The following is a 24,950-nucleotide window of genomic DNA, read 5'->3' as shown; positions in this document are numbered from 1 at the left end:
TCCCGGTCAGGCGTGCGCGGCGACCTTGCGCGCGGCCTGACCGGCCTGCGCGAACCCGTGCAGGAGAATGTCGACGTCGTTCGCGGCTACGGTCATGGCGTAGCCCTGTTCGATCCGCGCTGCGGCGGCTTCGGCAGTCGTGGTGAAGATACCGCACGGCGTATCGGCACGCTTGCAGGCTTCGAATACGCTCTGGCATGCCTGCTCGTGGCGCTCGTCGATCTGCGGGAAGCAGCCGAGCGACAGCGCCAGGTCGCCGGTCCCGATGAAGACGAAATCGACCCCGTCGACCGCCGCGATCTCGGCCGCATTGTCGACGCCGGCGGAAGTCTCGATCATCACCCCGATCAGCGGATTGATGCTGCGCTTGTGATAGCGGGTGAAGCCTTCCGCAAGCGGGCGCACGCCGCCGCCCGAACGGATGCCGTCCTTCGGGAACGTGGCTGCAGCCACCGCTGCGCGGGCCTGCTCGGCCGTTTCGACCAACGGCACCAACACGCCCTCGGCGCCGCTGTCGAGCGCTTCGCCGATCGCCGGCATGGTGTTGGCAGCCACCCGCATGATCGCCGGCTTGGGGCCCAGCACGCTCACGGCGAGGTGCGAGGTCATGCGATCCCACAGGCCATGCTGGAGATCGATGATGGCAGCGTCGAAATAGTCCATCGCGCCGATCTCGATCAGCGGCACCGAACCCATCGCGAACCACGATGTGATCATGCCCCCGCCCTTGAGAGCCGCGCGCATGTCGCTCGCATTGGCGAGCACTGGATTGAGGGTGGTCATGTACATCCTTGAATAGATCCGGCTTGAATGGGGTCCGGCTGGAGGCGAATTCAGAGAGCTCCGCCCGAGACAATGTCCTTGTTGTCGAAATCGGCCCGCGTCTTCTCCATCAGTGCGAAGAAGCGCCCCTGCGCGACATCGACGAAGCGGGTCATCGAATCGTAGACGGCGATGGAATTGCGGACGCGGAAGCCTTCCAGCAGGTCGGTCAGCAGCGCGATCACCACCATCTGCGTTTCCTTGTCGTGGAGCGTGCCGATCCGCACGGTCTGGACGTGGTCGACGAAGCGGCCGATCGTCGCGGCCAAGCGGGGGTTAGGCACGGCGTTGAGCCAAGCCTGGCGAAAGCGCGTGTTGGCCTGCATCAGGGCGAGCGGCTCATCCTGCTCCACCGCGTCGCAGGCCATGCGATAGGCCGCTTCGAGATCGGCCACGGCCTGCGCGTCAAGATTGTATGCGGCAGCCGCCGCAGCGCGCGGTTCGAGCATCTTACGGATCTCGAAGATGTCGGCGATGTCCTTCTGGGACAATTCAGGCAGCATGAAGCCGCGCGTGGTGCCGACGAGGTATCCTTCATGGACCAGCCGCAGCAGCGCCTCGCGCACGGGCATACGCGACACGCCCAGTTCCGTGGCCAGCGCGGTATCGACCAGCTTGTCCCCCGGCCCCACGTCGCCGCGCTGAATGCGGGCGAGCACCTCCATGTAAGCGGGCGTTCCGCGCGCCCCACGATCGAGCTGATGCACTGTCATATCCGTATTCTCTTTCAAGACACGCTGCCTAGCAAGTGAAAAACAGAATACGGTTCATAAGCGGCTTGTCCATGCAAAAATGCTCAATTTTGGTGTTTTCGGCGAAATAATTACGAAATGCGCCCTTGACGGCCACCCAAATCCATATTCTGTTATGCCAATCAGTATTCGAAACGATGAGGGAAGTTTCCAATGCATACAGGGATCGCACATAACCGCTGGCTCGGAGCCAGCGCACTTGCACTCACACTGGCCGCAGCCACACCTGCGCTGGCGCAGGAAGCGTCCGCGCCGAACCCCGAGATCGCCGAGGCGCCCGCCGGCGACATCGTCGTCACCGGCTCGCGCATCGCCCGCGACGGCTCCAGCGCACCCACTCCGGTCACCGTGCTCGGCGCCGACTATATGAACCAGCGCGGCCAATCGAACGTCGCCGATGCGCTCAACGAACTGCCTTCGTTCCGCCCGGCGCAGACGCCGCAGGGATCGTCGAACCGCTCGCAGATCGCAGGCTCCAACTTCGTCGATCTGCGCGGCCTGGGCAGTTCACGCACGTTGCTGCTGGTCGACGGCAAGCGCTTCGTGCCGTCCGCCGGCACCGGCCAGGTCGATCTCAACAATATTCCCTCGATCCTGATCGATCGCACGGAAGTTGTGACCGGCGGCGCTTCGGCCAGCTACGGGTCGGATGCCGTGGCCGGCGTGGTCAACCTGATCCTGAAGAAGGACTTCACGGGGATCCAGGGCGATATCCAGTATGGCCAGTCGCAGAAGAACGACGCCAACGAATACCGCGCCGCGCTGCTCGTCGGCGGCTCGCTGCTCGACGATCGCCTGCACATCATGGCCGCCGGCGAATACTACGACAACGAAGGTGCGGGCGACCAGTTCACCCGCGACTGGGGCCGCCGCCAGCCCGGCCTCGTCGTAAACCCGACTCCGGGCAACGGCACGCCGACCCGCGTGATCACCAACAACGTCCACGATTCGCGCCAGACCGACGGCGGCCTGATCACTTCGGGCCTGACCTGGGGCTCGCTCACCGGCACCAGCGATTCGCGCCTCGTGCAGTTCGCCGCCGACGGCACGCCCACGCCTTTCACCGTTGGCCAACTGGCCGGCAGCCAGCTGATGATCGGGGGCGACGGCGCCAGCTACTTCTACCGTGGCTTCGACCTGCTGCCGAAGATGGAGCGCAAGATCGGCTACGGCCGGGTGGCCTTCGACGCCACCGATTCACTGCGCCTGTTCGCCGACGTGTCCTATTCGGACAGCCAGGTGAACGGCCAGAGCGCCAACGCCTACAACTACGGCAACCTGAAGATCGCGGTCGACAACGCCTTCCTGCCTCAGGCGGTCCGCGATGCGATGGTGGCGAACAACCTGTCGTCGGTCAGCTTCGGGCGCTGGAGCGGCGATATCGGTCAGGTCACGACCGAACTGTCCACCCGCACTTTCCGCACCGTCCTGGGTGCCGAAGGCAAGATCGGCTCCGACTGGACCTATGAAGCCTCGTACGAATACGGCGAGACCAAGTACGAATCGCAAATCCACGGCCTGCGCCAGTCCGCCCTGTTCAGCCAGGCGCTCGATTCGGTGATAGACCCGGTGTCCGGCAAGCCCGTGTGCCGCATTGCGCTGACCAACCCGGGCACGTCCTGCCTGGCGTTCAACCCGTTCGGCGTCGGCAATTTCAATCCGGCCTCGACCGACTACTTCACCGGCACCGCCTGGCTGCGCCAGAAGACCGTGCAGAACGCCGCCGCCTTCAACATCCAGGGCAAGGTTCTGGAACTGCCCGCCGGGCCGCTCCAGGTGGCGCTGGGTGCCGAGTACCGCAAGGAGCAGGTGAACGCCGATTCCGATACGGCGTCCCAGGCCTCGCTGTGGGACTATGCCAACCCCAAGCCGCTGCACGGATCGTACAACGCCAAGGAATTCTACGGCGAAGTCAACGTGCCGCTGATCAAGGACTGGGCTTTCGCCCAGCGCCTCGATGTGACCGGCGCCGTGCGTTACACCGACTACAGCACCTCGGGCAGCGTCGCGACGTGGAAGGCGGGCCTCGATTGGGCCGTGAACGACTTCCTGCGCCTTCGCGCCACGCGCTCGCGCGATATCCGCGCGCCCAACATCACCGAACTGTTCAGCACCTCGGTGTTCGGCCAGAACACGCTGCGCGATCCCAAGACCGGCGGCAGCTACTTCATGCCCACGATCACGTCGGGCAACACAGCGCTCAAGCCGGAGAAGGCCGATACGCTGACCGCCGGCATCGTCCTGACGCCGGGCACGCACCTGCGCCTTGCGGTCGATTACTTCGACATCAAGATCAACGATGCGATCTCGACGCTGGCTTTCCAGTCGATCCTCGATCGCTGCCAGACGGGCGAAACCGTGCTGTGCAGCCAGATCGTGCGCAATAGCAGCGACGTGGTGACCTCGGTGACGAACAAGTACATCAACGTCGCCAGCCTGAAGAACCGGGGCGTGGATGTCGAGTTCAGCTACCGCCAGCCGCTGGACGAGATTTCCTCGCTGCCCGGCACCATTAGCCTGCGCGCCTTCGCGACCTACACGATCAAGTCGACCACCAGCGACGGCCGCGTCACCACTCGCCTCGACGGGCAGGTGGTGAACACCGTCGCCAGCGTGCCGAGCTGGATCGTCAACACCAACCTGGGTTACGATGTCGGTCGCTTCGGGATGCAGTTGCAGGGCCGCTTCATCAGCGCCAGCAAGTACGACAACACCTATGTCGAAGGCGTCGATATCAACGACAATTCCGTGCCGAGCCGGCTCTACGTGAACCTCTCGGCACAGTACAAGCTGCTGGACAGCGACTTGGGCAACGTGGAAATCTTCGCGGTGATCAACAACCTGCTGGACAAGGACCCGCCGCTGGTTCCCGTCTACGGCGTGGGCGCCACCAACTTCGCATATTACGATGCGATCGGCCGCGCCGGCAAGGTGGGCGTCCGCTTCAAGTTCTAAGCTCCCAGCCGCGAGGGTCCGGTCGGCCATGACCGGCCGGGCCCTCGCTTCCACGACCCCAGACGCCTTTAATTGGTGACAGTTTTACGAGATGGAACGAGCCACACCCATGGATATGCCCGCCCCAGCGTCCACTTTGGCGGGGGATGGCGACGCCGCCCTGTTCGCCAAGGTCGCGCGCCGCCTGCTGCCGTTTCTGTTCGTGTGCTACCTGATCGCCCAGGTGGACCGCATGAACGTCGGCTTCGCCAAGCTCACCATGCTCAAGGACCTGGGGTTCAGCGAGCTGGTCTACGGCATCGGCGCGGGCACGTTCTTCATCGGCTACGTGCTGTTCGAAGTGCCCAGCAACATCGCGCTGAGAAAATTCGGCGCGCCGATGTGGCTGGGGCGGATCATGATCACCTGGGGCCTGCTGTCGATCGCGATGCTGTTCGTGCGCACGCCCGCCAGCTTCTACACCTTGCGCTTCCTGATCGGCGTGGCCGAGGCCGGGTTCTTCCCGGGTGTGATCTTCTATCTCACCTTGTGGTTCCCGGCCGCGCGGCGCACCCGCATGACGGCGATCTTCATGACCGCGATCGCGGTGGCCGGCGTCGTCGTCGGACCGGTCTCCGGCCTGATCCTGGAGACGCTGCATGATTTCGGCGGACTGCCCGGCTGGCAATGGCTGTTCATCATCGAAGGTACGCCGGCAGTGCTGCTGGGCATCGCCTGCATGAAGCGCCTCGACGCCGGACCTGCCAGCGCGCTCTGGCTCACCCCCGCAGAGCGCGACCGCCTGGCCGCCATCGTCGCGCAGGATGGCCCCGCAGCTGGCCCCGCAACTGGCCATGCCCCGCTGTCCTCGGTCATGACCAACGGCCGGGTCCTCGCGCTCAGCCTCGTCTACGGCTGCTACGGCACTTCGTTCTTCGGCTTCGTGTTCTGGCTGCCCACCATCATCCAGAGCGCCGGCATCGCCAGCCCGCTGATGATCGGCGTGCTCAGCACCATCCCCTGGCTGGTCGGGGCGGCCACCATGCTCACCCTCGCTTCGCGGGTGTCGAGCTTGCGCAACGTCGGCCCGCTGTTGATCGCATTGGCGCTGGTCTCGGCTTTCGGCTGGGCCGTGAGCCCGGCGGCGCTCGTCAGCATGCCGCTGGCGATGCTGTGCTGCTCGCTGGCGATGGCGGGTACGATGGGTTCGCTGCCGGTGTTCTGGAACCTGCCGACGGCGATGTTCACCGGCACCGCTGCCGCCGCCGCTATCGCGCTGATTTCGGCGCTGGGCAACATTCCCGGCTTCCTTTCGCCCTATCTCGTCGGCTGGATCAAGACTGCCACCGGCGCCTTCGATATCCCGATGTACGTCTTCGCCGCGACCATGCTGCTCGCCGCGATAGTTCTTTCGTTCCTGACGCGAGCACCCGCCCATGACTGACACCACCGCCCTTTCCACCACCACCACCACCGACGTCGTCGAGCGCCTGCTCGCCGCACTTGGCCTCGACATCGTCACGCTCGCACAAGAAGCAGACGGGCGCCGCTTCGCCGACTGGAGCGGTATTCCCTCGGGCGATGTCCTCGCCCTGATCCGCCCCCGCTCGACCGAAGAACTCTCGCAGGCCATGGCGATCTGCCACGCCGCCGGGCAGCCGGTGACCGTGCAGGGCGGACTTACGGGCCTTGCCGGCGGTGCCAGCGCGCTCGATGGCGAGATCGCCGTCAGCCTGGAGCGCATGAAGGCGATCGAGGAGGTCGATGCGGTCTCGGCGACGATGACCGTCCAGGCAGGCTGCGTGCTGCAGAGCGTTCAGGAAGCCGCGCTGGCGGCGGGCTACTTCTTCCCGCTCGACCTCGGCGCGCGGGGAAGCTGCACCATCGGCGGCGTGCTGGCGACCAATGCGGGCGGCAACCGCGTGATCAAGTACGGCATGACCCGCGACCTCGTGCTCGGCGTCGAGGCGGTGCTCGCCGATGGCCGCGTGATCAGCGGCCTGCACAAGATGCTCAAGAACAACAGCGGCTACGATCTCAAGAACCTGCTGATCGGCAGCGAGGGCACGCTGGGTATCATCACCCGCGTAGTCCTGCGTCTGCGTCCTCGCCCGTTGGGGGTTTCAACCGCGTGGTGCGGACTGGACGACTTCAAGGCCGTCACCACGCTGCTGCGGCGTGCGCAGTCCGAACTCGCCGGCGGGGTATCGGCGTTCGAGGTGATGTGGCCGAGCTACTACGACTATGTGCTGGGCAACTTCCCCGAACTGCGCCGTCCTTTGGCGGGGAGCCACGGCTTCTATGTCCTGCTGGAAACGGACGGCGCCGATCCAGAGGCGCAGGGCGAGCAGTTCGAGGCCTTTCTCGCCCGCATGTTCGAGGAGGAAGTGCTGGAGGACGCGGCGGTCGCGATGTCAGAACGCGCCGCGCTGGATTTCTGGGCGGTGCGCGATGCGCCGGGTGAATTCCCACGCCTCATTCCCAACATGATCGCCTTCGACATCAGCTTCGCGGTCAGCGACCTGGCCGAAGCTGCAGGCCGCATCACCCAAGGCCTGGAGGCGCGCCATCCCGGCTCGCTGGCGCTGGTCTACGGCCACCTCGGCGACGGGAACATCCACCTCATCGCCGACGTGCCGGGTGCGACGGCGGAGACGGTCGAAGCCGTCGAGGCCTTCGTCTACGGCGTCGTCTCCGACCTGGGAGGCTCGGTTTCAGCGGAGCACGGCATCGGCCTCAAGAAGCGCAAGGTGCTCTCGCGCACGCGCACGCCCGACGAACTGGCGACGATGAGCGCGATCAAGCAGGCGCTCGATCCTCGCGGCATCCTCGGGCGTGGGCGCATCCTGGGATGAGCGCGACTATCCCTCCCTTCCGCGATCGGCTCGACTGGAGCGCGGTGCCCGGCCAGGTGGTCGACGGCGCAATCCGCTACATGCTGATCCGGCCCGACGCGCTCATGGGTGCAATCATGCGCCTGTCGCCCGGTGCGCAGGCCGAGATGCTGGCGGCGCTCCACGCCTCCGTGCTGGACTTCGGCGGGCGATCAGCCGGCACCTACAACAAGACCGCCAGCCGCCCGCTGGTCGAGGTGGTGGCTCAGACCGCGCCGGACCTGGGCTGGGGCCTTTGGACCGTAGCCCACGAAGCGGACGCCATCCGCGTCACCGTCGAGGACAGCCCCTTCGCGGCCCCCTTGACCGGCGCGGCGCAGCCTGTGTGCACGGCGATGACCGGGATGCTCTCGGCCGTCGGCACGATCATGAGCGGCTCGCCCGTCACCGCCACCGAAACCCGGTGCGCCGCGCAGCACGGCGGCACCACCTGCCACTTCGCCATTCCAATGGAGCATAATGCATGAATCCGATGCTCGGCCCCAACCGCCTCAAGCTCGGCACCTTTGCCAGCAACGCCGACGGCGGCTTGTCCCTGACCACCGTGCCCGAACGCTGGACCGCCGCCTGGGACGACTGCCTCGCCGCGGCACGGACCGCCGACGAGGCAGGCCTCGACTTTCTGCTGCCGATCGCCCGCTGGCAGGGTTTCGGCGGTGCCACCCGTGCGCGCGAATGGTCGTTCGAGACGCTGACCTGGGCCTCGGCGCTTGCGGCTGCGACCAGCCGCATCGCGCTGTTCAGCACCGTGCACGTGCCGCTCGTCCACCCGCTGTTCGCGGCCAAGGCGCTGGCCACGATCGACCACGTCTCGCACGGGCGCGCCGGTCTCAACATCGTGTGCGGCTGGAATCCGAGCGAGTTCGGCATGTTTGGCATGACGCTGGACGACGACGGCTATGCCCGCGCCGCCGAATGGCTGGATGTGATCGAGAAGCTCTACGCCGCCGATGGTCCCATCGACTTCGACGGCCGCTTCTACAAGCTGAAGCAGGCGATCACTCGCCCCGTCGCCCTGCAAAGGCCGCGCCCGGTGACGATGAACGCCGCCTTCAGCCCGCCGGGCCGCGACTTCGCCGCCAATGCCTGCGACCAGCTGTTCACGACCTTCACCACGATCGAGGAAGGCAAGCGCCACATCGCCGACATCGCCACGCGCGCCGCCGCTGCCGGGCGCGAGGTCGGCGTGAGCACCGTTTGCCACGTCGTGTGCCGCCCCACCGACGCTGAGGCCGAGGCCTATTACGAGGACTATGCCCTCACCAACGCCGACCACGATGCGGTCGAGCAGCATATGAGTTCAAAGCAGAAATTCTCCGGCTCGCACGATGACGAAAGCTATCGTCTCTACCGCCAGCGTTTCGCCGGCGGGGCCGGCAGCTTCCCGCTGGTAGGCTCGCCCGGGACGATCGCACGGCAGATGGCCGAGATATCGCAGGCCGGCTTCTCAGCCATCGCGCTGTCGTTCGTGAACTACCGCGAGGAGTTGCCTTACTTCTGCGAGAACGTCCTGCCGCTGCTGGTCGAGATGGGCTTGCGCGAGGATGTCCTGGCCGTGGAAGCGGCCTGATGCGCAAGCAAGCCTTGATCGGTGGCGTGGCCCTGGTCGCCGCGATGATGGCAACGGCAATTGGCGCCGCGCCGGCACCGGCCTCGGCTCCTGACCCGAAGATGCGCAGCGCCGAAGCGGTGGCGGGCAAAGACCTCCGCGCACTTTACGAAGTGCTCTGCCCCGTCGATGTCGTCCACCCGCCGGCGGAGAACGTGGCCGATCGGGCGAGCTGGTACTCGCCCCCGGCAAAGGCGTTCGACGATCTCTATTACGTCGGTCAGCAGGGCGTTTCCGCATGGGCGCTCAAGACCGACGAGGGCCTCATCCTGATCGACGCTCTGTTCGATTACTCGGTCGGTCCCGAGATCGTCGATGGGCTCAAGGCGCTCAGCCTCGATCCGGCGACGATCCGCTATGTCGTCGTCACTCATGGCCATGGTGATCACTACGGCGGCGCGCGCTACCTGCAGGACACTTACGGCGCGCGGGTTGTGGCGAGCCGCAAGGACTGGGACGTGATCGCGCAGACCACCCGCTGGACCGATCCCAAACCTCGCCGCGACATCGTTGTCGATGGGGCGATGGACCTGGCCCTGGGCAGGACGGTAATCAGTCTGATCGAAACGCCCGGCCACACGCCCGGCACGCTGTCGCTGCTGTTCCCCGTCCACGACGGGGCTGAGCGCCATGTCGCCGCGCTGTGGGGCGGCACCGCGTTCAATACCCGAACGCGCGAGCAGTACGCGGGCATGGCCGCCTCGGCCGAGCGGTTCGCGGGGCTTGCGCGCCAGCGGGGCGCGGACGTCTGGCTGTCCAACCATCCGGTGTTCGACGATACGTTCGCGAAGATCGCCGCGGAGCGGAAAGGGGCGACCTCTCCCTTCGTGACGGGCCAGGCGACGGTGCAACGGGCCTTGAAAGTGGCCGCGCAGTGCAGCCGGGTCGCCCTTGCACGCGACTACCCATAGACCTCGAACCGGGTGGGCCATGACCTGCCGGACGGGCCGCAAGAACAGAAACGGAGCTTCCATGACTTATACGAGAACTCTCATTCGCGCGGCCGTCGTAGCCGCAGGCGCTACCTTGCTGCCGAGCGCAGCATCGGCGCAAAGCGCCCCGCCGCCGCAGTTCGCCATGTGCAAGGTCTGCCACAAGACCACCGACAAGGCTCCTTCCGCCATCGGCCCGACCCTTTGGCGCGTTGGCGGCCGCAAGGCCGGGACGCTGCCCGGCTATGCCTACTCGCCGGCGATGAAGCAGTCGGACCTGGTGTGGGATCGCAAGACGCTGATGGCCTTCCTCGCCAAGCCGCGCACCGTCGTGCCGGGGACCAAGATGGCCTATGCCGGGACCTCCGACCCCAAGGCGGCCGCCGCGCTTGCGGACTACCTGCTGGGGCTCAAGTGACCGTGCGCCGGATCGCGACCCTGCTGGTCGGCCATGCTACCCTAGCAGCCATGCCGGCGCTCGCCGCTCCCGATAAGGACGGGATCGAGATGCGCGAGATATCGCCGGGTCTCACCTTGCCGTTCCGCGCGCTCGCGCCCGGATTGCCGCCGGTGCCGGACTACGGCAAAGCCAAGGCACCGCCGCTGCCGGTCGCTATTCCCGAGGGCTTCACGCCAATTTTCAACGGCCGTGACCTCGCCGGATGGCACGTCAGCAAGACATCCCGCCACGGCACCGCGCCCGACTTCGCAGTGCGTCAGGGCGTGCTGATGGGGATGCAGGGCGCGCCCGGCCAAGGCGGGCAGTTGGTCACCGATCGAAAGTACCGCAATTTCGAACTCTCTTTCGACTTCAAGCCGGACTGGAGTGCTGACAGCGGCGTATTCTTCCGCACCACCGAAGAAGGTGCAGGCTATCAGGTAACGCTCGACTACGTTTCGAGCGACCGCGCCTACACGGCCGGGCCGGGGTTGAACCTGGGCAGTTTCATCGGTGAAGGCGGCGTCCAGGTGGGTGACGTCCCGGCGACCTCGCCCAAGCTCGATCCCGCGCAGGCGGCGGCGAAACCGCAGCCCGACTATGCGCATCCGCCGATCGAGCCGGTTCCCGACTTCTGGAAGCGCGAGCAGTGGAACGACATCCGCATCCGCGTGGCCGGAGATGTCCCCCATGTAACGGTGTGGATCAACGGCACGCAAGTGAGCGACACCACCGACACCGCCAACCATGCGGTCGGCGGCATGGTGGCGGGACCGATCGCGCTGCAGGTCCATGGCGGCTGGCAGCGCTGGCGGCCGGGCGACGTGCTGCGCTGGCGCAACATCGCGATCCGCGAACTGCCCAAGGACGCGAAGTAACATGGACCGTCGGCTGTTCCTCGTCTCGGGCCTGTTCGCCGCCTCGCTCTCGCTGAGCGGTGCGCGGGCGGCATGGGCTGCACCGGCGCCTGCGGCAAGCGCGCTGACGGCGCCGCAGATGCGGTTCCTGTCCGCCTTTTGCGACACCATCATCCCGGCCACGGATACCCCCGGGGCCCTGGCCGCCGGCGTGCCCGCCTTCATCGACCGTATTGCCGTGCGCGCCAGCGACGAAGCGCAGATCGCCGCCTTGCGCACCTCGATCGACGGGCTGGAGCGGGTGCTCGACACGGCTGCGGGCCGGCCCTTCGCGGCAGCCCCCGCGCCCGTGCGGCACACCGTCCTTGCACAAGTGGACGCCGCCTCGATGCTGGGCCGCAAGGATTGCCGCGTGCCCGCCACCAGCGCGGACGATGCCGATGGAGCAACCTACCGGCTGCTCAAGGCTATCACGGTCTGGGCCTTCTATACATCCGAAGCCGGTGGCTCGCAGGATCTGCGCTTCGAACTGGTGCCCGGCGGCTATGCGCCCGATATCGAGCTTGCCGCCGACTGGCGAAACTACTGCAACGAAACGGTGCTTGGCCAATGAGTATCTCGAAGGACTTCGATGCGATCGTGATTGGCTCGGGCATCACCGGTGGCTGGGCGGCCAAGGAACTGACCCATCGCGGCCTCAAGGTCGCGATGATCGAGCGCGGCCGAATGGTCGAGCACGGCACCGATTACGCAACCGAAACGCTGGCGCCCTGGGAGTTCGACTACCGCGCCCAGCGCGATCCCGCCGCCACTCATGAGGGCCTCGCCGGCTATGGCATGAGCAACGCCAACCTCAACGGTGCGTCCTCGCTCTACCCGCTGACCGAGGCGCCGGGCTTCTTCGTGGCACCGGAGGATCATCCCTACCAGACGCCGCAGGACGCACCGTTCAACTGGACCCGCGCCTATGTGATGGGTGGCCGCTCGCTGGTTTGGGGCCGCAAGTGCTTCCGCATGAGCGACCTCGACTTCACCGCCAACAAGCTGGACGGCCATGGCACCGACTGGCCGATCCGCTACGCCGACCTTGCACCCTGGTACGACCATGTCGAAAACTTCATCGGCGTCTCGGGCAGCACCGAGGGGATCGCCCATCTGCCCGACGGCCAGTTCCAGCCGCCGATGGCGCTCAACCACGTCGAGCAGAAATTCAAGGAATGGATGGAGGCGCACTATCCCGGTCGCAAGTTCATTCCCAGCCGCCTCGCCAACATGACCGAGGCAAAGCCGGACGAAGGCCGCTCGAACTGCCAGTACCGTAACCTGTGCGCGCGCGGCTGTTCCTTCGGGGCCTATTTCAGCACGCAGAGTTCCACGCTCCCCGCCGCGCAGGCGACCGGGCTGCTGACGGTGCTGACCGACAGCCGCGTCGTGTCGATCGAACACGATCCCGCAACCCGGCGCGCCAGCGGCGTGCGCATGCGCAATACCACTACCGGCGCGACCACGACGGTGACCGGGCGCACGATCTTCCTGTGCGCATCGAGCTTCAACAGCACCGCGCTGCTGTTGCAATCCACCAGCGAGGCGTTCCCCACCGGCCTTGGCAATACCAGCGACGTGCTGGGCCGCTACATCATGGACCATGCCTCGGGCGTGCAGGTCGTCGCGCATGTGCCGGGCTATCAGGACCGCAACTACACGGGCTTCCGGCCGACCAACCATTTCATCCCGCGTTTCCGCAACGTCGGGGGCGACACCTCGCCGGCTTTCCTGCGCGGCTACGGCATCCAGCTCGACGCCGCGCGTGCCAACTGGGAAGCGGGGGCTTTCGGCGCGGGCATCGGTGACGACCTCAAGCGCAAGGCCCGCCAGCGCGGCGACTGGCGCCTGCGCTTCAACCTGTTCGCCGAGACTTTGCCCGATGCCGAAAACCGCCTGACGCTGGACCCCGCGGCTCGCGACAAGGACGGTATCGCGCAAATCCGCGTCGCCCTGCGCTTCGGCGCCAACGAGCGCAAGTTGCTGGACGACGCCATCGCGCAAAGCGTCGAGATGGCCGAGGGCTTCGGCGCCACGGTCGTCTCCCGTCCCGGCGAGGGTTATGCGATCAAGGGCGCCATCCACGAGATGGGCGGTGTGCGCATGGGCCGCGATCCGGCCACCTCGATGCTCAACGGCTTCAACCAGATGCACGCGGTCGAAAATGTATTCGTGACCGATGGCTCGGCCATGGCGTCAAGCGCCTGGCAGAACCCTTCGCTCACCTACATGGCGATGACCGCGCGGGCTGCCGCATATGCGGTGGACGAGATCAAGCAAGGGAAAATCTAGCTATTGTTTCAATGTGTTCGGGCGGAATTTTTGCTGTGCAGCTTACGTCCAAGGCCGCCCGAAAACATAGGTCTGGTTTCCCCGCCAGCCTTTGGCCAACTTGAAACAGCAAACTCATCACCGACGCCATGCCTTATCAGGTACCGATCCCAGGCTGTGTGAAAACGTCTTCGCCGTCGTGGTCGATGGATCGTCCGAGGCCGAGTTTGCGCGACATGGTCTTAGCCGGCGATTACTCTTTGGCGACTTGAGGGCGCGAAAGGGATGCTCGGCGGTCTGGCGCCAGATGCGCACAGCGTCCGGATTGGCAAGACGGGGCTGCCTCGGCGGGATGGCGGCCGCAACTTTGCCGGGCACCAGCCGTTGGCATGATAAGCGCAGCAGCGGAGAACCACGCACCGATGATCGTCGTCCACCATCTGGAGAACTCGCGTTCGCAGCGCGTCCTGTGGCTGCTGGAAGAGCTGTCCCTGCCCTACGAGGTCAAGCGCTACGAACGCGATCCGAAAACGATGCTGGCGCCCCCCGAACTGCGCCGCATCCACCCGCTCGGCAAGTCGCCGGTGATCGTCGATCGCGATCATTTCGGCACCGAACGTATCCTGGCCGAAACCGGGGCCATCGTCGAATACCTCACCGGCAAGGCCGACGGGCGGCTGGGCAAGCCTTATGGCGAGGATGCGACGCTGCTCTATCGCCACTTCCTGCATTATGCCGAAGGATCGCTGATGCCGCCGCTGCTGGTCAATCTGGTACTTGGCCGGATCCCGCTGCTGGGCAAGGCCGCGCAGAAGAAGCTGCAACCGATGATCGACGTCCACCTCGATTTCGTCGAGCATGAACTGGCGTTCCGCCCCTGGTTCGCGGGCAATACGTTCACCGCGGCCGACATCATGATGAGCTTCCCGCTCGAAGCTGCCCGCGATCGCGGCGGTCTCGAGCGCGGACGCCCAGCGACGATCGCCTGGCTCGACAAGGTTCATCAACGACCGGCCTATCAGGCCGCGCTCGAACGTGGCGGCCCTTATCGCTTTGTCTGAAAGGGGCATCCGGCATCAGGAGGCCGATTCCGGAAACCGGCTCCATCACTCGTTCGCCGGGTGGCCCGCGCCAATGGGCTGAAGCCGGAAGGCCTGCAGCGACGGGCGCGTGGATCGCAAGGCCTTGAAACCCGGCGAACGCGGAAACAGCCCCAGCTTGGCGATATAGTCTGCGTAGCGGATGGGCGTCGGCATGGCCGCCGATCTGTTCGGGCGCCGGGCTTTCTCCGCCCGGCACCGTGCCCCCTTCTCGATTGCGCGGAGCACGGCGGACACCGCGCCGGCAAACAGCTAGAACTTGCGACTGATGCCAAGGCCGACGCGCACGTCGGGCGTATCGGCATTTAGGCCCATCGTCGTCTGGAAATCCAGCTGGGTGAGATCGTCCGTGCGCCATGCCAGCGAAAGCGCCGCGCTGGTCATCGTCGTGCTGCCTTGCGGGTCGCGGTCGCGGGTGAGTTCCAGTTCCGGCGCGATCCGCAGGTTCTCGGCAATCGTGAACTGGAAGCCCGCTGCCGCCCCATAAGCCAGATGCCGTCCCGATCGGTCCTCGTCGGTAGCCGCCTCGATGCTGGGGGAAAGGGCGAATGCGACCGTATCGCTGAACTTGTAGCTCAGCGGCACAATCAATCCGGCGCTCCAGTCGCCGTCACCCACGCCGTTCGTCGCGGTTGGAAGCGTGGCATAGGCAAGAAGCCCTGCAGCGACGCCGTTCGCCTTTTCCTGCGGATGGCGCAGGTTCTGCTTCAGGCCGATCGTCACGTCGCCGATACCGCTCGAGCGCTCAGAAACGCCGCCACCGTAATCCTTGCGCGCCATCCGCGTGAAGGCCGTCCAGCCGACCTGAAGCTCTGTCGTCGCCGCAAGGCCGTAACGCACCTGGGTCTGCGCCAGTCCCAGCGTCGTCTCCCTGCCCTCGCCGTCCGTGTTGCGCTCCCACTCCGCAACACCGAGTTCGATCTGGAAATGCCCCGGATCGACGGTACAGGCCGCAGTCGTGAGGCCGGGACGTTCGGTGCACAGTTCGCGCAGCCTTGCCGCACCGTCTCCCTGATCCTGGGCCAGCGCCGGACCGGGCAGCACAAGCAGCAATGGCATCAGCAGCCCGGGTTTCCGCATCATTTCCCTATCGTGTCCATTCTTGGCTCGAAGCGAAACAACACGGCGGCCTGCTCGTTCCTCCGACCATGCAGGAAAAAGGGTCAGGGACCATGAAAGGGGCCGTCGTCGGGATGATGATGCTGGTTGCGGGCTGCGACGGGCTGCCGCGTGACCCCGCACACACATCGACCCGCATCGAGGAGACAAGGCGCTTCGATGTCGGGCTGGTATCCGGAACTCCCGAAAGTCCGGACGCAAGGCGGCTCGTTGCCGAAGTGGAACGTCGAGCGCACGCCCGCGCCCGAATACACGAAGCCACGGGGGACCGATTGTTCGGCGATCTGGAAGCAGGCAAGATCGATCTCGTCGTCGGCGCCTTCGCCCGGGACAGTGCCTGGAAAACCGACGTGACGTTCGGCCCGGCCGTGCAAACGTTGCCAGGATCTGCGGCACCGCTGGAACTGAAGGCGGTGATGCGCAACGGCGAAAATCGGTGGATCATGCTGGTCGAGCGCGCCTCCCGCGCGGTCTCGGCGGAAGCGAGGGCGCAATGAGCAACAGCCTCCCCGACGAACTGCGCCCGGCCATGCACGCCGCCATCAGGCTGGAGTACTGGAACCTGTTCTGGACGGCGACCATCATCGCCGTGATGGGGCTGGTCCTCGGCCAGAGCCAGACGATGAAGACCGCGTGGGTGGAGGACACCCTGGGCGTGGTGCCGCCGATCATGTTTCTGATCGCGGCGCACATGGAACTGAACGGCAGGCGATCGCGAAAATTTCCCTTCGGCTTCGAACGGGTCAACGGCCTGGGATTCTTCGTTGCCGCCGTCGCATTGACGGCCGTGGGCCTGCTGCTCCTCTACAATGCCGCTGTCGCGCTGGCGACGCAGGAACACGCCAGCGTCGGATCGATCGTGCTGCTTGGCCACGACTTCTGGCTGGGCTGGCTCATGATCGCGGCGCAGATCTATTCGCTCGTGCCCCCGATGCTCATCGGCCGCAGGGAACTGCCGCTGGCCGAGAAGCTCAACGACAAGCTCCTGCACACCGATGCCCTGATGAACAAGGCGAACTGGCTGACGGGCGCGGCAGGTCTCGGAGGGATCATCGGTCTTGGCCTGGGCTGGTGGTGGGCGGACTCCCTGGCCGCCGCGATCATATCGCTCGACGTCATCAGCGACGGCGTCAAAGCCTTGCGATCTTCCACCGCAGAACTGATCGACGGCGCTCCCCGCGCGCTCTCCAGCCCGAAACTCTCGGGTGACGCGCTCGAACTCGAACAACGCCTTCAGGACGAATTTCCGGAAGCGACCATCCGGCTGCGGGAAACCGGCCGCCTGGTCCGGGCCGAAATCCACGGCGTCCATCCGCCCGGCGAAAAGCGACACCCCCGGCACTACTGGCCTGGAAAGGCCGATCGATCCTGGCGCCTTGCCCAGGTCGGCTTTGTCCCGCCCGCCGAGGAACCGTGAAGAGGTGGGCGGTCAGCCGGGCATGGCTCGGCTGCGCTCGCAAGGGCGTTTCAGGGCGATGGCCGGACGGCAGGCTTCACCAGCAGTTTCGTCACGCCCGCTTATCGCCGCCATGGGCGTATCAGCCATACGCCTTGATGAAGAACGCGGCGGTCACGAAGAACGCAAGGGCCAGAGTGGCCGCTCGCACCAGTGCCGGCGACAACCGAATGCCCAGCAGTGCGCCCAGATAGCCGCCGACCATCGCGGAGGGGGCAAGGATGGCCACTTCGCGCCAACCGACCGCGCCCGCCAGAGCGAACAGGATCATCGCTGCGGTGTTCGCAGCGGTGACCAGCAAAGTCCGCAGGCCCTGCAGCCGCTTGAGTTCCTCCCGCGTCGCAAGGCTCCAGAATGCCATCATCATGATGCCTACAGCCCCGCCGAAATACCCTCCGTAGATACCCAGAACCAACTGGCCGCCAAGGATCGCGGGGCCGCTCGCCCCGCTCCATCCGTGAACTCTTGCGGTAATTCCGCGCCCGAAGGCGAGCGCAAGGCTCGCCAGCAGTAGCAGCCAGGGCAGAGCCTGAACGAACAGCGCCTGCGGCGTCGCCAGCAGCAGGATGCCGCCTGCAAGGCCGCCTGCAGCCGACACCGCCGCCATCCAGCGCAGCGGGACCGCCGCGATCGGCACCAGCCCCTCGCGATAGACCCAGGTGCTGACGGCGCCGCCGGGGTAAAGCGCCAGACTGCTGGAGGCATTCGCCGCCACGGGAGACAGTCCGACCGCCATCAGCGCCGGCAACGAGACGAAGGACCCGCCGCCGGCCAGCGCATTCATGGCGCCGGCCAGCACACCTGCCGCGATCAGGAGAAGATCTGTGTTCACGAGCGCGGATATGCCGCGCTCCGGAACGCGGCACAATCCGGATGATGCCGGGCGGCGGCTTCACCCGGGACGAAGGCCGCGCGATTTTCAGGCCGCGTCCAGCGCGCCCGACACCAGGTTGCCCGCGTGGAACACCGCCTTGCGCGGCGACTGGCGCGCCACCGCCTCGGCCGAGCAGGCGGCCGGGACCAGCACCATGTCGGCGGCGTCGCCTGCCTTGGGCCAGACCTGCTTGCCCGCGGCATCCAGCGGGGTCGGGCCGCCGGTGGCGATCTTCAGCGATTGCGAGATGGTGTACTCGTCGCTCCAGCCATAGAGCTGGCACGCCAGCTTGGCCTTCTCCAGTACGTCGCCGCTGCCGAAGACCGACCAGTGATCCTCGACGCTGTCGGTGCCGGTGTAGACCTTGACGCCCTTGTCCAGCAGGATCGGGATCGGCATCATCCGCGTGCCGAACGGCAGCGTGGACGCCACCGACATGTCCAGCGCGGCGAGGCGCGCGGCCAGTTCCTCCATCTCGGGCGCGGGCAGCGACATCATCGAGAACGCGTGGCTGAGCGTCACCTTGCCGCGCAGTTCGGGTTCGCGCTCCACCGTGTCGGCGATGCGGCGGATCGCGGCGATGCCGCTGGCGCCGGGCTCGTGCAGGTGGATGTCCACGCCCTTGTCCATGTCGAGCGCGACCTGCATCATCGCATCGACCGACTTCTCCATCCCGCCGTCGAGCGCGGTGGGATCGATGCCGCCCACATGCGTCGCCCCCGCCGCCATCGCCGCGCGCATCGTCGGGATCAGGTCGGCGCTGACGAAGCCGTGCTGCGGGAACGCCACGATCTCATGCCCGAACCCGTCGGCGCGGCTGTCGAGCGCGTGCTTGAGCAGTTCGACGTGCTTGGTCCCCACCACCGGATCGACGTTGCACTGGCTGCGCGCGAACGTGGTGCCGTTGGACTGCAGCAGATCGACCAGCTTGCCCGCGCGCTCCTCCAGCGTGGGGAGGAGCTGCGGCAACAGCGTCTGCTCCAGCTTGATCTGCCCGCGAATGCCCTCGGTCCGCTTGCGCGGGGGCACCCACGGGCCGCCGTAGAAGGTCTTGTCGAGGTGGATGTGCATGTCGCGGAACGAGGGCAGCAGCAGCATGCTCTTCGCATCGCGCACCGCCACGCCCATCGGCGCAGGCGCATCGGCGGGGAGGATCGCGGCGATCTTCCCGCCCCGCACCAGCACCGAGGCTTTCGCCGTCTCGGTGCCGATGACCTCACCGCCCTCGCGCTTGTAGCCGGTCTCCAGCGTCACGCCGCGCAGCAGGAAGCTCGCGCCCTGCGCCTCGGCGGGCTTCGCCCCGGCCGGCTTCATTTTCGCCGCCAGTGCCGGAGCCGCGACCCCGGCCGCCCCCGCCACCAGGGCGGCGGCAAGGATACCCCGGCGGGAAAGCTGCATGTCATTGCGATCCATCATCGTCGTCCCTTCCCTAAGCCTTAGAACTTGAACCGCGCGCCGATCTTCATCTGCCAGACCGACTGCGTGTTGAAGCTGGTCGCCGCGCGGCCGACGAAGCTGTCGTACTGGTAGAAGTTGCCCTGCGTCGGGCAAGCCCCGGCGATCTGGCAATTGCGCGCCACCACGTTCGCCGAGACATAAGGCGACGGGATCTGCTGCAGCACGCCCCACTTGCGGTTGATGAGATTGCCCAGGTTCTCGACGTCGAGATAGATCTCCGCCTTCGCCCCGTCGGGGAAGAAGCCCGGAATCTCCTGGCTGATCCGCATGTCGATCGTCGTCAGCGCAGGCGCGGTGAAGGCATTGCGCGGCGCGATCTTGCCCGCATACTTGAGCAGCCCGTTCTGCTTCAGGAAAGCATTGAACGCAGCGATGTCAAAGCCCGGCGCATACGTCACGATCGCATCGCTGCCCGCCGTCACCTGCCCGCCGCTCGTCTGCGGCACATAGAGCAGCTGGCGATTGCGCGTCGCCAGCGCGCCGTTCTCGCCCACCAGCATGTCGGCGGCCATGTTGGCATTCGCGCCCACATCGAAGGTATAGCTGAACACCTGCCCCGAGCGCCTCTGCCCGAACAGCGTCAGGCGCGTGCGGTTGTCGCCGAAGAAGGCATGCGAATAGCTGACCGACAGCTTCGACAGATGGCGGAACTCATAGTTCGAGGTCGCCAGCGCCGGATCGTTCGGGTCCGAAGTCGCCACCCCGCTGTAGTTCGACGCAGCCACCGTGGTGATACCGGGATTGACGTCCTTCGAACGGATGTAGGTGTGCGAGAACATCGCCTCCAGCCCGTCCAGCGGCCCTTCACGCCAGGTCTTCGCCAGCGCCAGACCCAGCTGGTTGGCATAGCCCTGCTTGGTGTTGGTCACGAGGATGTCGTTGCGGTTCTCACGCCCCGGCAGATACGTCGGCCGCCCGTCCGGCGCATCCGGCCCGCGATTGGCGCCTGCGTACAATTCGTACCACGCCACCGCGTTCTGCACTTCGGAGTGGATGAACTCACCCGCCACGCGCCAGCCGTTGCCGAACGCACCCAGATCGAACTCCTTCTGCGCCCCGATCGACATCTTCCACGTCGACTGCGGCTTGAAGTTCTTGTCCAGCGCATTGATGAGCCCCTGCCCGCGCGCCGCGCTGGCGGTATTGGCCGCCTGCAGCGCCGGGTTGACGTTGAACCCGTCCACGTTGCTCAGCCCCGCAAGGCATGCCGCGCTCGCCGTGGCACTCCGGGTGCAGGTCACGTTACCCAGCATCTGCCCGGTGTTGTAGAAGGTGTTCGCCGTCCACACCGTGGGCGAGCCGCCGCCGAACAGGCCGACGCCGCCATAGACCGTCAGCGTCGGATCGGGCTTCCAGTTGAACCCGAAGCGCGGCTGCAGCAGGTGCTTGCCGTCGAGGTTCTCGGTATTGGAAATGCCGTAGCGCGCCATCACCACCGGGTTCTCGTCCGGCCGGTCGGACTGCTCGAAGAAGTCGTAGCGCACGCCCGCCTTGATCGTCAGTTCGGGCAGCACCGCCCATTCGTCCTGCAGGTAGAGCGTGTTGGTCGTGGTGTGCAGCGTGAAGCCCGCATCCGCCTTCTGGTTGCTGCCCGCATTGGCATAGCTGACCGAAGAGGCATTGCCCGCGCGCAGATCGTCCAGCGAGTTGAACACGTAGGAGCCGTTGGCGTTCTGCACGAACAGATCCCAGATCTTCAGCGCCTCGCGCTCGTACCCGGCGGTGATGCGGTGCGATCCGGCGGTGTAGGTCGCCTTGGCGCGGTACTGCTGCAGGTACGTCGTCAGCTCATTCGCCTGATACGAGGCATTGGTGCCCGCATAGACGCTCGGGCCGGTCGTCGTCCCGTTCAGGTAGACGCGGAACTGCGCGAAGTCGTTGCCCGCCAGCGGGAAGCCGGGATTGTCCATCTTCTTGTAGGACGCGCTGATTTCGGTGCTGAAGTTGTCGGTCCAGTCGGAGAACACCTGCGCCTTGTAGACGTCGAGGTTGTTCTGCCGCTCCACCCACTGCGACAGCAGCCCCAGCGAGGTGCTCGACCCGGTCAGCGTGTTGCCGTTGGCCGAGATCGAGGAGCCGCGCGTGCGCTGGTACGAAACCGTGGCGCGGTGGCCCGGCGCGATGTTCCAGTCCAGCTTGCCGAAGAACTTCTCGTCGCGCGAAGGCAGCTTGGTCGCCTCGTAGCCCAGCGGGTCGTAGCCGTACTGGTCCTTCAGGATCTGCCGCACTTCATTCGCCTGCGCCACGCTGACGCCGGGCACCTGGTTGGCGAAGTCCGAACCCGAAGGCCCGACCAGCGACGGCTCCGAACGCTCGAACTTCTCGTAGTTCAGCGTGAAGAACAGCGTGTCCTTGATGATCGGGCCAGTCAGCGTCGCGCCGAAGGTCTTTTCGGAGAACTTACCGGTCAGGCGGCGGTCCTGCTTCGATCCGTCCTGGAAATCGGTGTAGCCGAAGCGGCCGCCCTGCAGCGCATCGCCGGTATATTCGTAGAAGACCTGACCGTGGAAGCTGTTGCCGCCCGACTTGGTGGTGGCATTCAGGGTGCAACCGCCGAACGCGCCGTAGTTCACGTCATAAGGCGCCAGTTCCACGCCCAGCGTCTCGACCACGTCGATCGAGATCGGCGAGCGCTGCGTGGGATAGCCATTGGCCTGCAGCCCGAAGTCGTCGTTCTGGCGCACGCCGTCGATGGTCAGCGAATTGGTGCGGTTGTTGGCGCCGCCGCAGACCAGCGCATCGCTGTTGCTGGGGTCGACCGCCACGAAGGGGTTCATCCGCGCCAGATCCTTGAGATCGCGGCTGATCGACGGCGCGGCCTCGATCTTCTGTGCGGAGAAGTTGGAGCTGGGTCCGGTCTTCAGGTCCCCGCCCTCGAACGATTTGCCGCTGACGACGATCTCGGTGACTTCGCCCAGCGCGAAGTTGAGCTGGAAGGCGTCGCCGGTGTTGATCGCGGGTACGTCGACCGACTTGGTGCCCAGTTCCGGCGACGTCGCGGTGACGCGGTACGGCCCGCCGGGGCGCAGGTTGCGCACGGCATAGACGCCGTCGGCGCTGGTGGTGGCGGTGGTCGTCGTGCCCGAGGGAACGTGGACCACGGTGACCGGCACGCCGCCGACGGGATTGCCGTCAGGATCGGTCAGGCGGCCGTTGATCGCGCCTGTAATGATCTGCGCGTGGATCGCGGTCGGCACCGCAAGCGCGATCCCCATCGCACCCAGAGAAAGACCGAGAGAAAATCTGGCAGTCAGCTTCGCGTTACGCATGATCGTCACCCCCATGGCTGTGTCGAGATCACGACCGGAATGCGGTGCGGCGGGCTCTTGCCCTTGCCGCACCCGGCGACCCGATCGCTCGTTGCGACTCATGTCATAAGGCGATTTTCGTCGATGATCCAAGATTAAATCGTCAACGATCTAACAATTTTTCGCGAACGTTGATTTTCTGCGGGTTTCTTTTGCGATGCAGCAACGGCAAAGCCGCCGGTGCCGAAATCACAAGGCGATTTTTGGGTTCCATGGAATCGAATCGTTCACGATCAAGCGGCTGGCTTAGGGTCTATCTGCCACCACCAGGCCGCCCTTCCGGAGCGCGCTTGCGCACTTCCGGGTGCCGCCAGAACCCCCGCTAGACCCCCGCTAGGTGCCGTTGAGTGCCGCTTGGATGCCGCTTGAGTGCCCATCGAGGCGCCGTGAATGGAATGGTTCACGCAGAGACGCGGAGGCGCAGAGGTGCCGATTGGCGCCGCAGGCTCTTTCCTCATTTCAGCGTCGAGGAAAACGCACCGTGAAATTGAAAGCGGGGCCTCCGCGTCTCTGCGTGCCCGATCTTCCTGTTTGCTTCGAACCGCCCGAACGCCCGATCAGATCCGATCGATGGCGGTTTCCCGCGCCTCGCCCTGCAAGGCGAACCGGTCCCGCGTGCGGGTGTAGAAGCTCGCGCCGAAGCGGCCGACCGGGAAATAGTCCTGCAGGTTCACCCGCCAGAGTTCGGTATCGACCAGCCCCTCACGCGCATGCAGATGCAGGATTTTCCCAAGGAAGATATACCGGCTCTCAGTCTCGATCGTCTCCCACAGCCGGCATTCGAAGGCGATCGGCGCCTCCAGTATGCGCGGCGGCAGGACGCCGGTGGACGGCACCGAATGGAAGCCGACAAGGTCCAGCTCGCTCTGCTCGGGCGGCAGCGAAGTGCCGCAATCGTGCATCTGCGCGGCAATCTCCTCGTCCGCCATGTGGACGACGAATTCCTGCGATTCCAGAATGTTGGCAGCGGTATCCTTGAGCGCGCCGTCCTGCAGCCGGTTGATCGATATCATCACCAACGGCGGGTCCTCGCCCAGCATCGCGAACATGCTGAAGGGCGCGGCATTGACCACGCCGCCCGCATTGACGGTGGTGACCAGCGCGATCGGCCGCGGCACGATCAGGCTCGCCATCAGCTTGTAGCGCTGATAGGCGCCGATCGCATCGAAATCGACGTGCGTGGCGGGCGGGGTCGTACTCATCCCAGGTTCAACATCTGGGCAAGGCTCTGCGTCGAAGACCCGCGATCGAGGCTGATATTGTCCTCCAGCGCGCGCAAATGGCGCCCCATCTCCGCCCGGGCCGAGGCGACATCGCCCTTCTCCATGTAGTCGACGATGCGCCCATGCTCGGCGTGCTCGCACGCGGCATTCCCGGTCGGCTGGTACAGCGCCACGATCAGCGAGCACCGCGTCATCAATTCGGTCAGGTAGGCGGTCAGGATCGGGTTCCCCGCCACCGCTGCGATGCGCAAGTGGAACTCCCGCGCACACGCCGCCCAGGCGGGCTGATAGGGGTTATGCGTAACCTCATGCTCATGCGCGAGCAGTTTGCGCAAGTCGGCAAGATCCTTCGCCGTATGCCGCCGCGCCGCGATCTCGACGATGGAGACTTCCAGCGCGCGCCGCGCCTCGAAGATCTGCCGCGTCTCCTCAGGCGTAGGCGCGGCGATGACGGCGCCCTTGTTGGGCCTTAGCTCAACGATACGCTCATGCTCAAGCCTTTGTAAAACCTTGCGAATAACCGCCCGCGAAACCCCGAACAGTTCGCAGAGCGCAGGCTCCGGCAGTTTGGTCCCGGGCGTCAGCCGCTGGTTGAGCACGCTGTCGAACACGGTCTGGTAGATATGCTGCTCCACATCCCCGCCATGGCTCACTGCCGGCGCGACCAGATCAGGCGCAGCCTCTGCCTTGCGCGCACGGCGGCCGGCTGCAGCCTTGGGAGAAACGGCACTGGCACCTTCGTCCGACATGTCGACACTCTGCTTCATGATCCAAAACCGCCTTTCACCACGCAGCCGCAACACCGCGACAACGCCCCACCCCTCACCGACACTCCACTCTCAAAACACACGATGGATGCG

General features: G+C 65.8%; 22 protein-coding genes. 13 read left to right on the top strand and 9 right to left on the bottom strand.

Annotated elements, in window-relative coordinates:
• Positions 1 to 6 precede the first annotated feature (6 nt).
• Complete coding sequence (locus ACYPYD_RS17795; RefSeq protein ID WP_459664538.1) at positions 7 to 783, bottom strand: HpcH/HpaI aldolase family protein; 777 nt, start codon at positions 781 to 783, stop codon at positions 7 to 9.
• Positions 784 to 833: 50 nt separating this feature from the next.
• The gene (locus tag ACYPYD_RS17790) at positions 834 to 1,535 is read right to left on the bottom strand and encodes a GntR family transcriptional regulator (protein WP_008831201.1); all 702 of its coding nucleotides are present in this window, start codon (positions 1,533 to 1,535) and stop codon (positions 834 to 836) included.
• A 192-nt stretch (positions 1,536 to 1,727) separates the two neighbouring features.
• Here ACYPYD_RS17790 and ACYPYD_RS17785 point away from each other — a divergent pair, with 192 nt between their 5' ends.
• From ACYPYD_RS17785 to ACYPYD_RS17735, 11 genes are all read left to right on the top strand, one after another.
• Positions 1,728 to 4,529 (top strand): TonB-dependent receptor, encoded by a 2,802-nt coding sequence (locus ACYPYD_RS17785; protein WP_459664537.1) that lies wholly within the window; start codon positions 1,728 to 1,730, stop codon positions 4,527 to 4,529.
• Positions 4,530 to 4,638: 109 nt separating this feature from the next.
• Complete coding sequence (locus ACYPYD_RS17780) at positions 4,639 to 5,952, top strand: MFS transporter (RefSeq protein ID WP_459664535.1); 1,314 nt, start codon at positions 4,639 to 4,641, stop codon at positions 5,950 to 5,952.
• On the top strand, positions 5,945 to 7,363 hold the full coding sequence (locus tag ACYPYD_RS17775; protein ID WP_459664533.1) for an FAD-binding oxidoreductase: 1,419 nt from the start codon (positions 5,945 to 5,947) through the stop codon (positions 7,361 to 7,363). The genes ACYPYD_RS17780 and ACYPYD_RS17775 overlap by 8 nt, the downstream gene beginning before the upstream one ends.
• Entirely contained in the window at positions 7,360 to 7,869 is a 510-nt protein-coding gene (locus ACYPYD_RS17770) for a V4R domain-containing protein (protein WP_459664531.1), read from the top strand. Before ACYPYD_RS17775 ends, ACYPYD_RS17770 begins: the two co-directional genes overlap by 4 nt.
• Complete coding sequence (locus ACYPYD_RS17765) at positions 7,866 to 8,972, top strand: LLM class flavin-dependent oxidoreductase (RefSeq protein ID WP_069707912.1); 1,107 nt, start codon at positions 7,866 to 7,868, stop codon at positions 8,970 to 8,972. Before ACYPYD_RS17770 ends, ACYPYD_RS17765 begins: the two co-directional genes overlap by 4 nt.
• A complete protein-coding gene (locus tag ACYPYD_RS17760) occupies positions 8,972 to 9,922 on the top strand; it encodes an MBL fold metallo-hydrolase (protein ID WP_459664529.1) in 951 nt (316 codons plus the stop codon). Before ACYPYD_RS17765 ends, ACYPYD_RS17760 begins: the two co-directional genes overlap by 1 nt.
• A 61-nt stretch (positions 9,923 to 9,983) precedes the next feature.
• Positions 9,984 to 10,361, top strand: coding sequence for a c-type cytochrome (locus ACYPYD_RS17755; protein WP_271182234.1), 378 nt, complete (start codon positions 9,984 to 9,986; stop codon positions 10,359 to 10,361).
• A 50-nt stretch (positions 10,362 to 10,411) separates the two neighbouring features.
• On the top strand, positions 10,412 to 11,260 hold the full coding sequence (locus tag ACYPYD_RS17750) for a 3-keto-disaccharide hydrolase (RefSeq protein ID WP_459664526.1): 849 nt from the start codon (positions 10,412 to 10,414) through the stop codon (positions 11,258 to 11,260).
• 1 nt (position 11,261) lies between these two features.
• A complete protein-coding gene (locus ACYPYD_RS17745; RefSeq protein WP_459664525.1) occupies positions 11,262 to 11,852 on the top strand; it encodes a gluconate 2-dehydrogenase subunit 3 family protein in 591 nt (196 codons plus the stop codon).
• On the top strand, positions 11,849 to 13,573 hold the full coding sequence (locus tag ACYPYD_RS17740; RefSeq protein ID WP_459664523.1) for an FAD-dependent oxidoreductase: 1,725 nt from the start codon (positions 11,849 to 11,851) through the stop codon (positions 13,571 to 13,573). The genes ACYPYD_RS17745 and ACYPYD_RS17740 overlap by 4 nt, the downstream gene beginning before the upstream one ends.
• A gap of 401 nt (positions 13,574 to 13,974) precedes the next feature.
• A complete protein-coding gene (locus tag ACYPYD_RS17735; RefSeq protein ID WP_459664601.1) occupies positions 13,975 to 14,613 on the top strand; it encodes a glutathione S-transferase family protein in 639 nt (212 codons plus the stop codon).
• A gap of 45 nt (positions 14,614 to 14,658) precedes the next feature.
• On the opposite strand, the gene ACYPYD_RS17730 is transcribed toward ACYPYD_RS17735, so the two are convergent.
• On the bottom strand, positions 14,659 to 14,808 hold the full coding sequence (locus ACYPYD_RS17730; protein WP_459664522.1) for a hypothetical protein: 150 nt from the start codon (positions 14,806 to 14,808) through the stop codon (positions 14,659 to 14,661).
• Positions 14,809 to 14,904: 96 nt separating this feature from the next.
• The gene (locus ACYPYD_RS17725) at positions 14,905 to 15,711 is read right to left on the bottom strand and encodes a transporter (RefSeq protein WP_211150097.1); all 807 of its coding nucleotides are present in this window, start codon (positions 15,709 to 15,711) and stop codon (positions 14,905 to 14,907) included.
• Positions 15,712 to 15,824: 113 nt separating this feature from the next.
• On the opposite strand from ACYPYD_RS17725, the gene ACYPYD_RS17720 reads away from it, so the two are divergent.
• Both ACYPYD_RS17720 and ACYPYD_RS17715 read left to right on the top strand, forming a co-directional pair.
• On the top strand, positions 15,825 to 16,268 hold the full coding sequence (locus tag ACYPYD_RS17720; RefSeq protein WP_008829205.1) for a hypothetical protein: 444 nt from the start codon (positions 15,825 to 15,827) through the stop codon (positions 16,266 to 16,268).
• Positions 16,265 to 17,188 (top strand): cation transporter, encoded by a 924-nt coding sequence (locus ACYPYD_RS17715; protein WP_008829204.1) that lies wholly within the window; start codon positions 16,265 to 16,267, stop codon positions 17,186 to 17,188. The genes ACYPYD_RS17720 and ACYPYD_RS17715 overlap by 4 nt, the downstream gene beginning before the upstream one ends.
• 121 nt (positions 17,189 to 17,309) lie before the next feature.
• On the opposite strand, the gene ACYPYD_RS17710 is transcribed toward ACYPYD_RS17715, so the two are convergent.
• The 5 genes from ACYPYD_RS17710 to ACYPYD_RS17690 all read right to left on the bottom strand — a co-directional run bounded on the left by ACYPYD_RS17710 (position 17,310) and on the right by ACYPYD_RS17690 (position 24,857).
• The gene (locus ACYPYD_RS17710; protein ID WP_459664520.1) at positions 17,310 to 18,059 is read right to left on the bottom strand and encodes a sulfite exporter TauE/SafE family protein; all 750 of its coding nucleotides are present in this window, start codon (positions 18,057 to 18,059) and stop codon (positions 17,310 to 17,312) included.
• 87 nt (positions 18,060 to 18,146) lie between these two features.
• On the bottom strand, positions 18,147 to 19,517 hold the full coding sequence (locus ACYPYD_RS17705) for an amidohydrolase (RefSeq protein ID WP_459664518.1): 1,371 nt from the start codon (positions 19,515 to 19,517) through the stop codon (positions 18,147 to 18,149).
• A 20-nt stretch (positions 19,518 to 19,537) separates the two neighbouring features.
• Positions 19,538 to 22,828, bottom strand: coding sequence for a TonB-dependent receptor (locus ACYPYD_RS17700; RefSeq protein WP_459664516.1), 3,291 nt, complete (start codon positions 22,826 to 22,828; stop codon positions 19,538 to 19,540).
• Positions 22,829 to 23,424: 596 nt separating this feature from the next.
• Entirely contained in the window at positions 23,425 to 24,069 is a 645-nt protein-coding gene (locus ACYPYD_RS17695; protein ID WP_459664514.1) for a flavin reductase family protein, read from the bottom strand.
• Entirely contained in the window at positions 24,066 to 24,857 is a 792-nt protein-coding gene (locus ACYPYD_RS17690; RefSeq protein WP_008830477.1) for a GntR family transcriptional regulator, read from the bottom strand. Before ACYPYD_RS17690 ends, ACYPYD_RS17695 begins: the two co-directional genes overlap by 4 nt.
• Between the last annotated feature and the right edge of the window lie 93 nt (positions 24,858 to 24,950).

The organism is Novosphingobium sp. 11B (assembly GCF_054589055.1).
The sequence above is the reverse complement of the archived record's forward strand: the minus strand, read 5'-3'. Positions and strand labels throughout refer to the sequence as shown.

What these genes read in the sequence shown, in the direction of transcription:
- ACYPYD_RS17770 (WP_459664531.1), top strand. Translation starts at nt 7,360, where the DNA reads ATGAGCGCGACTATCCCTCCCTTCCGCGATCGGCTCGACTGGAGCGCG.
- ACYPYD_RS17735 (WP_459664601.1), top strand. Translation starts at nt 13,975, where the DNA reads ATGATCGTCGTCCACCATCTGGAGAACTCGCGTTCGCAGCGCGTCCTG.
- ACYPYD_RS17705 (WP_459664518.1), bottom strand. Translation starts at nt 19,517, where the DNA reads ATGATGGATCGCAATGACATGCAGCTTTCCCGCCGGGGTATCCTTGCC.
- ACYPYD_RS17785 (WP_459664537.1), top strand. Translation starts at nt 1,728, where the DNA reads ATGCATACAGGGATCGCACATAACCGCTGGCTCGGAGCCAGCGCACTT.
- ACYPYD_RS17755 (WP_271182234.1), top strand. Translation starts at nt 9,984, where the DNA reads ATGACTTATACGAGAACTCTCATTCGCGCGGCCGTCGTAGCCGCAGGC.
- ACYPYD_RS17725 (WP_211150097.1), bottom strand. Translation starts at nt 15,711, where the DNA reads ATGCCATTGCTGCTTGTGCTGCCCGGTCCGGCGCTGGCCCAGGATCAG.
- ACYPYD_RS17740 (WP_459664523.1), top strand. Translation starts at nt 11,849, where the DNA reads ATGAGTATCTCGAAGGACTTCGATGCGATCGTGATTGGCTCGGGCATC.
- ACYPYD_RS17780 (WP_459664535.1), top strand. Translation starts at nt 4,639, where the DNA reads ATGGATATGCCCGCCCCAGCGTCCACTTTGGCGGGGGATGGCGACGCC.
- ACYPYD_RS17695 (WP_459664514.1), bottom strand. Translation starts at nt 24,069, where the DNA reads ATGAGTACGACCCCGCCCGCCACGCACGTCGATTTCGATGCGATCGGC.
- ACYPYD_RS17775 (WP_459664533.1), top strand. Translation starts at nt 5,945, where the DNA reads ATGACTGACACCACCGCCCTTTCCACCACCACCACCACCGACGTCGTC.
- ACYPYD_RS17750 (WP_459664526.1), top strand. Translation starts at nt 10,412, where the DNA reads ATGCCGGCGCTCGCCGCTCCCGATAAGGACGGGATCGAGATGCGCGAG.
- ACYPYD_RS17795 (WP_459664538.1), bottom strand. Translation starts at nt 783, where the DNA reads ATGACCACCCTCAATCCAGTGCTCGCCAATGCGAGCGACATGCGCGCG.
- ACYPYD_RS17700 (WP_459664516.1), bottom strand. Translation starts at nt 22,828, where the DNA reads ATGCGTAACGCGAAGCTGACTGCCAGATTTTCTCTCGGTCTTTCTCTG.
- ACYPYD_RS17765 (WP_069707912.1), top strand. Translation starts at nt 7,866, where the DNA reads ATGAATCCGATGCTCGGCCCCAACCGCCTCAAGCTCGGCACCTTTGCC.
- ACYPYD_RS17720 (WP_008829205.1), top strand. Translation starts at nt 15,825, where the DNA reads ATGAAAGGGGCCGTCGTCGGGATGATGATGCTGGTTGCGGGCTGCGAC.
- ACYPYD_RS17690 (WP_008830477.1), bottom strand. Translation starts at nt 24,857, where the DNA reads ATGAAGCAGAGTGTCGACATGTCGGACGAAGGTGCCAGTGCCGTTTCT.
- ACYPYD_RS17760 (WP_459664529.1), top strand. Translation starts at nt 8,972, where the DNA reads ATGCGCAAGCAAGCCTTGATCGGTGGCGTGGCCCTGGTCGCCGCGATG.
- ACYPYD_RS17745 (WP_459664525.1), top strand. Translation starts at nt 11,262, where the DNA reads ATGGACCGTCGGCTGTTCCTCGTCTCGGGCCTGTTCGCCGCCTCGCTC.
- ACYPYD_RS17730 (WP_459664522.1), bottom strand. Translation starts at nt 14,808, where the DNA reads ATGCCGACGCCCATCCGCTACGCAGACTATATCGCCAAGCTGGGGCTG.
- ACYPYD_RS17790 (WP_008831201.1), bottom strand. Translation starts at nt 1,535, where the DNA reads ATGACAGTGCATCAGCTCGATCGTGGGGCGCGCGGAACGCCCGCTTAC.
- ACYPYD_RS17715 (WP_008829204.1), top strand. Translation starts at nt 16,265, where the DNA reads ATGAGCAACAGCCTCCCCGACGAACTGCGCCCGGCCATGCACGCCGCC.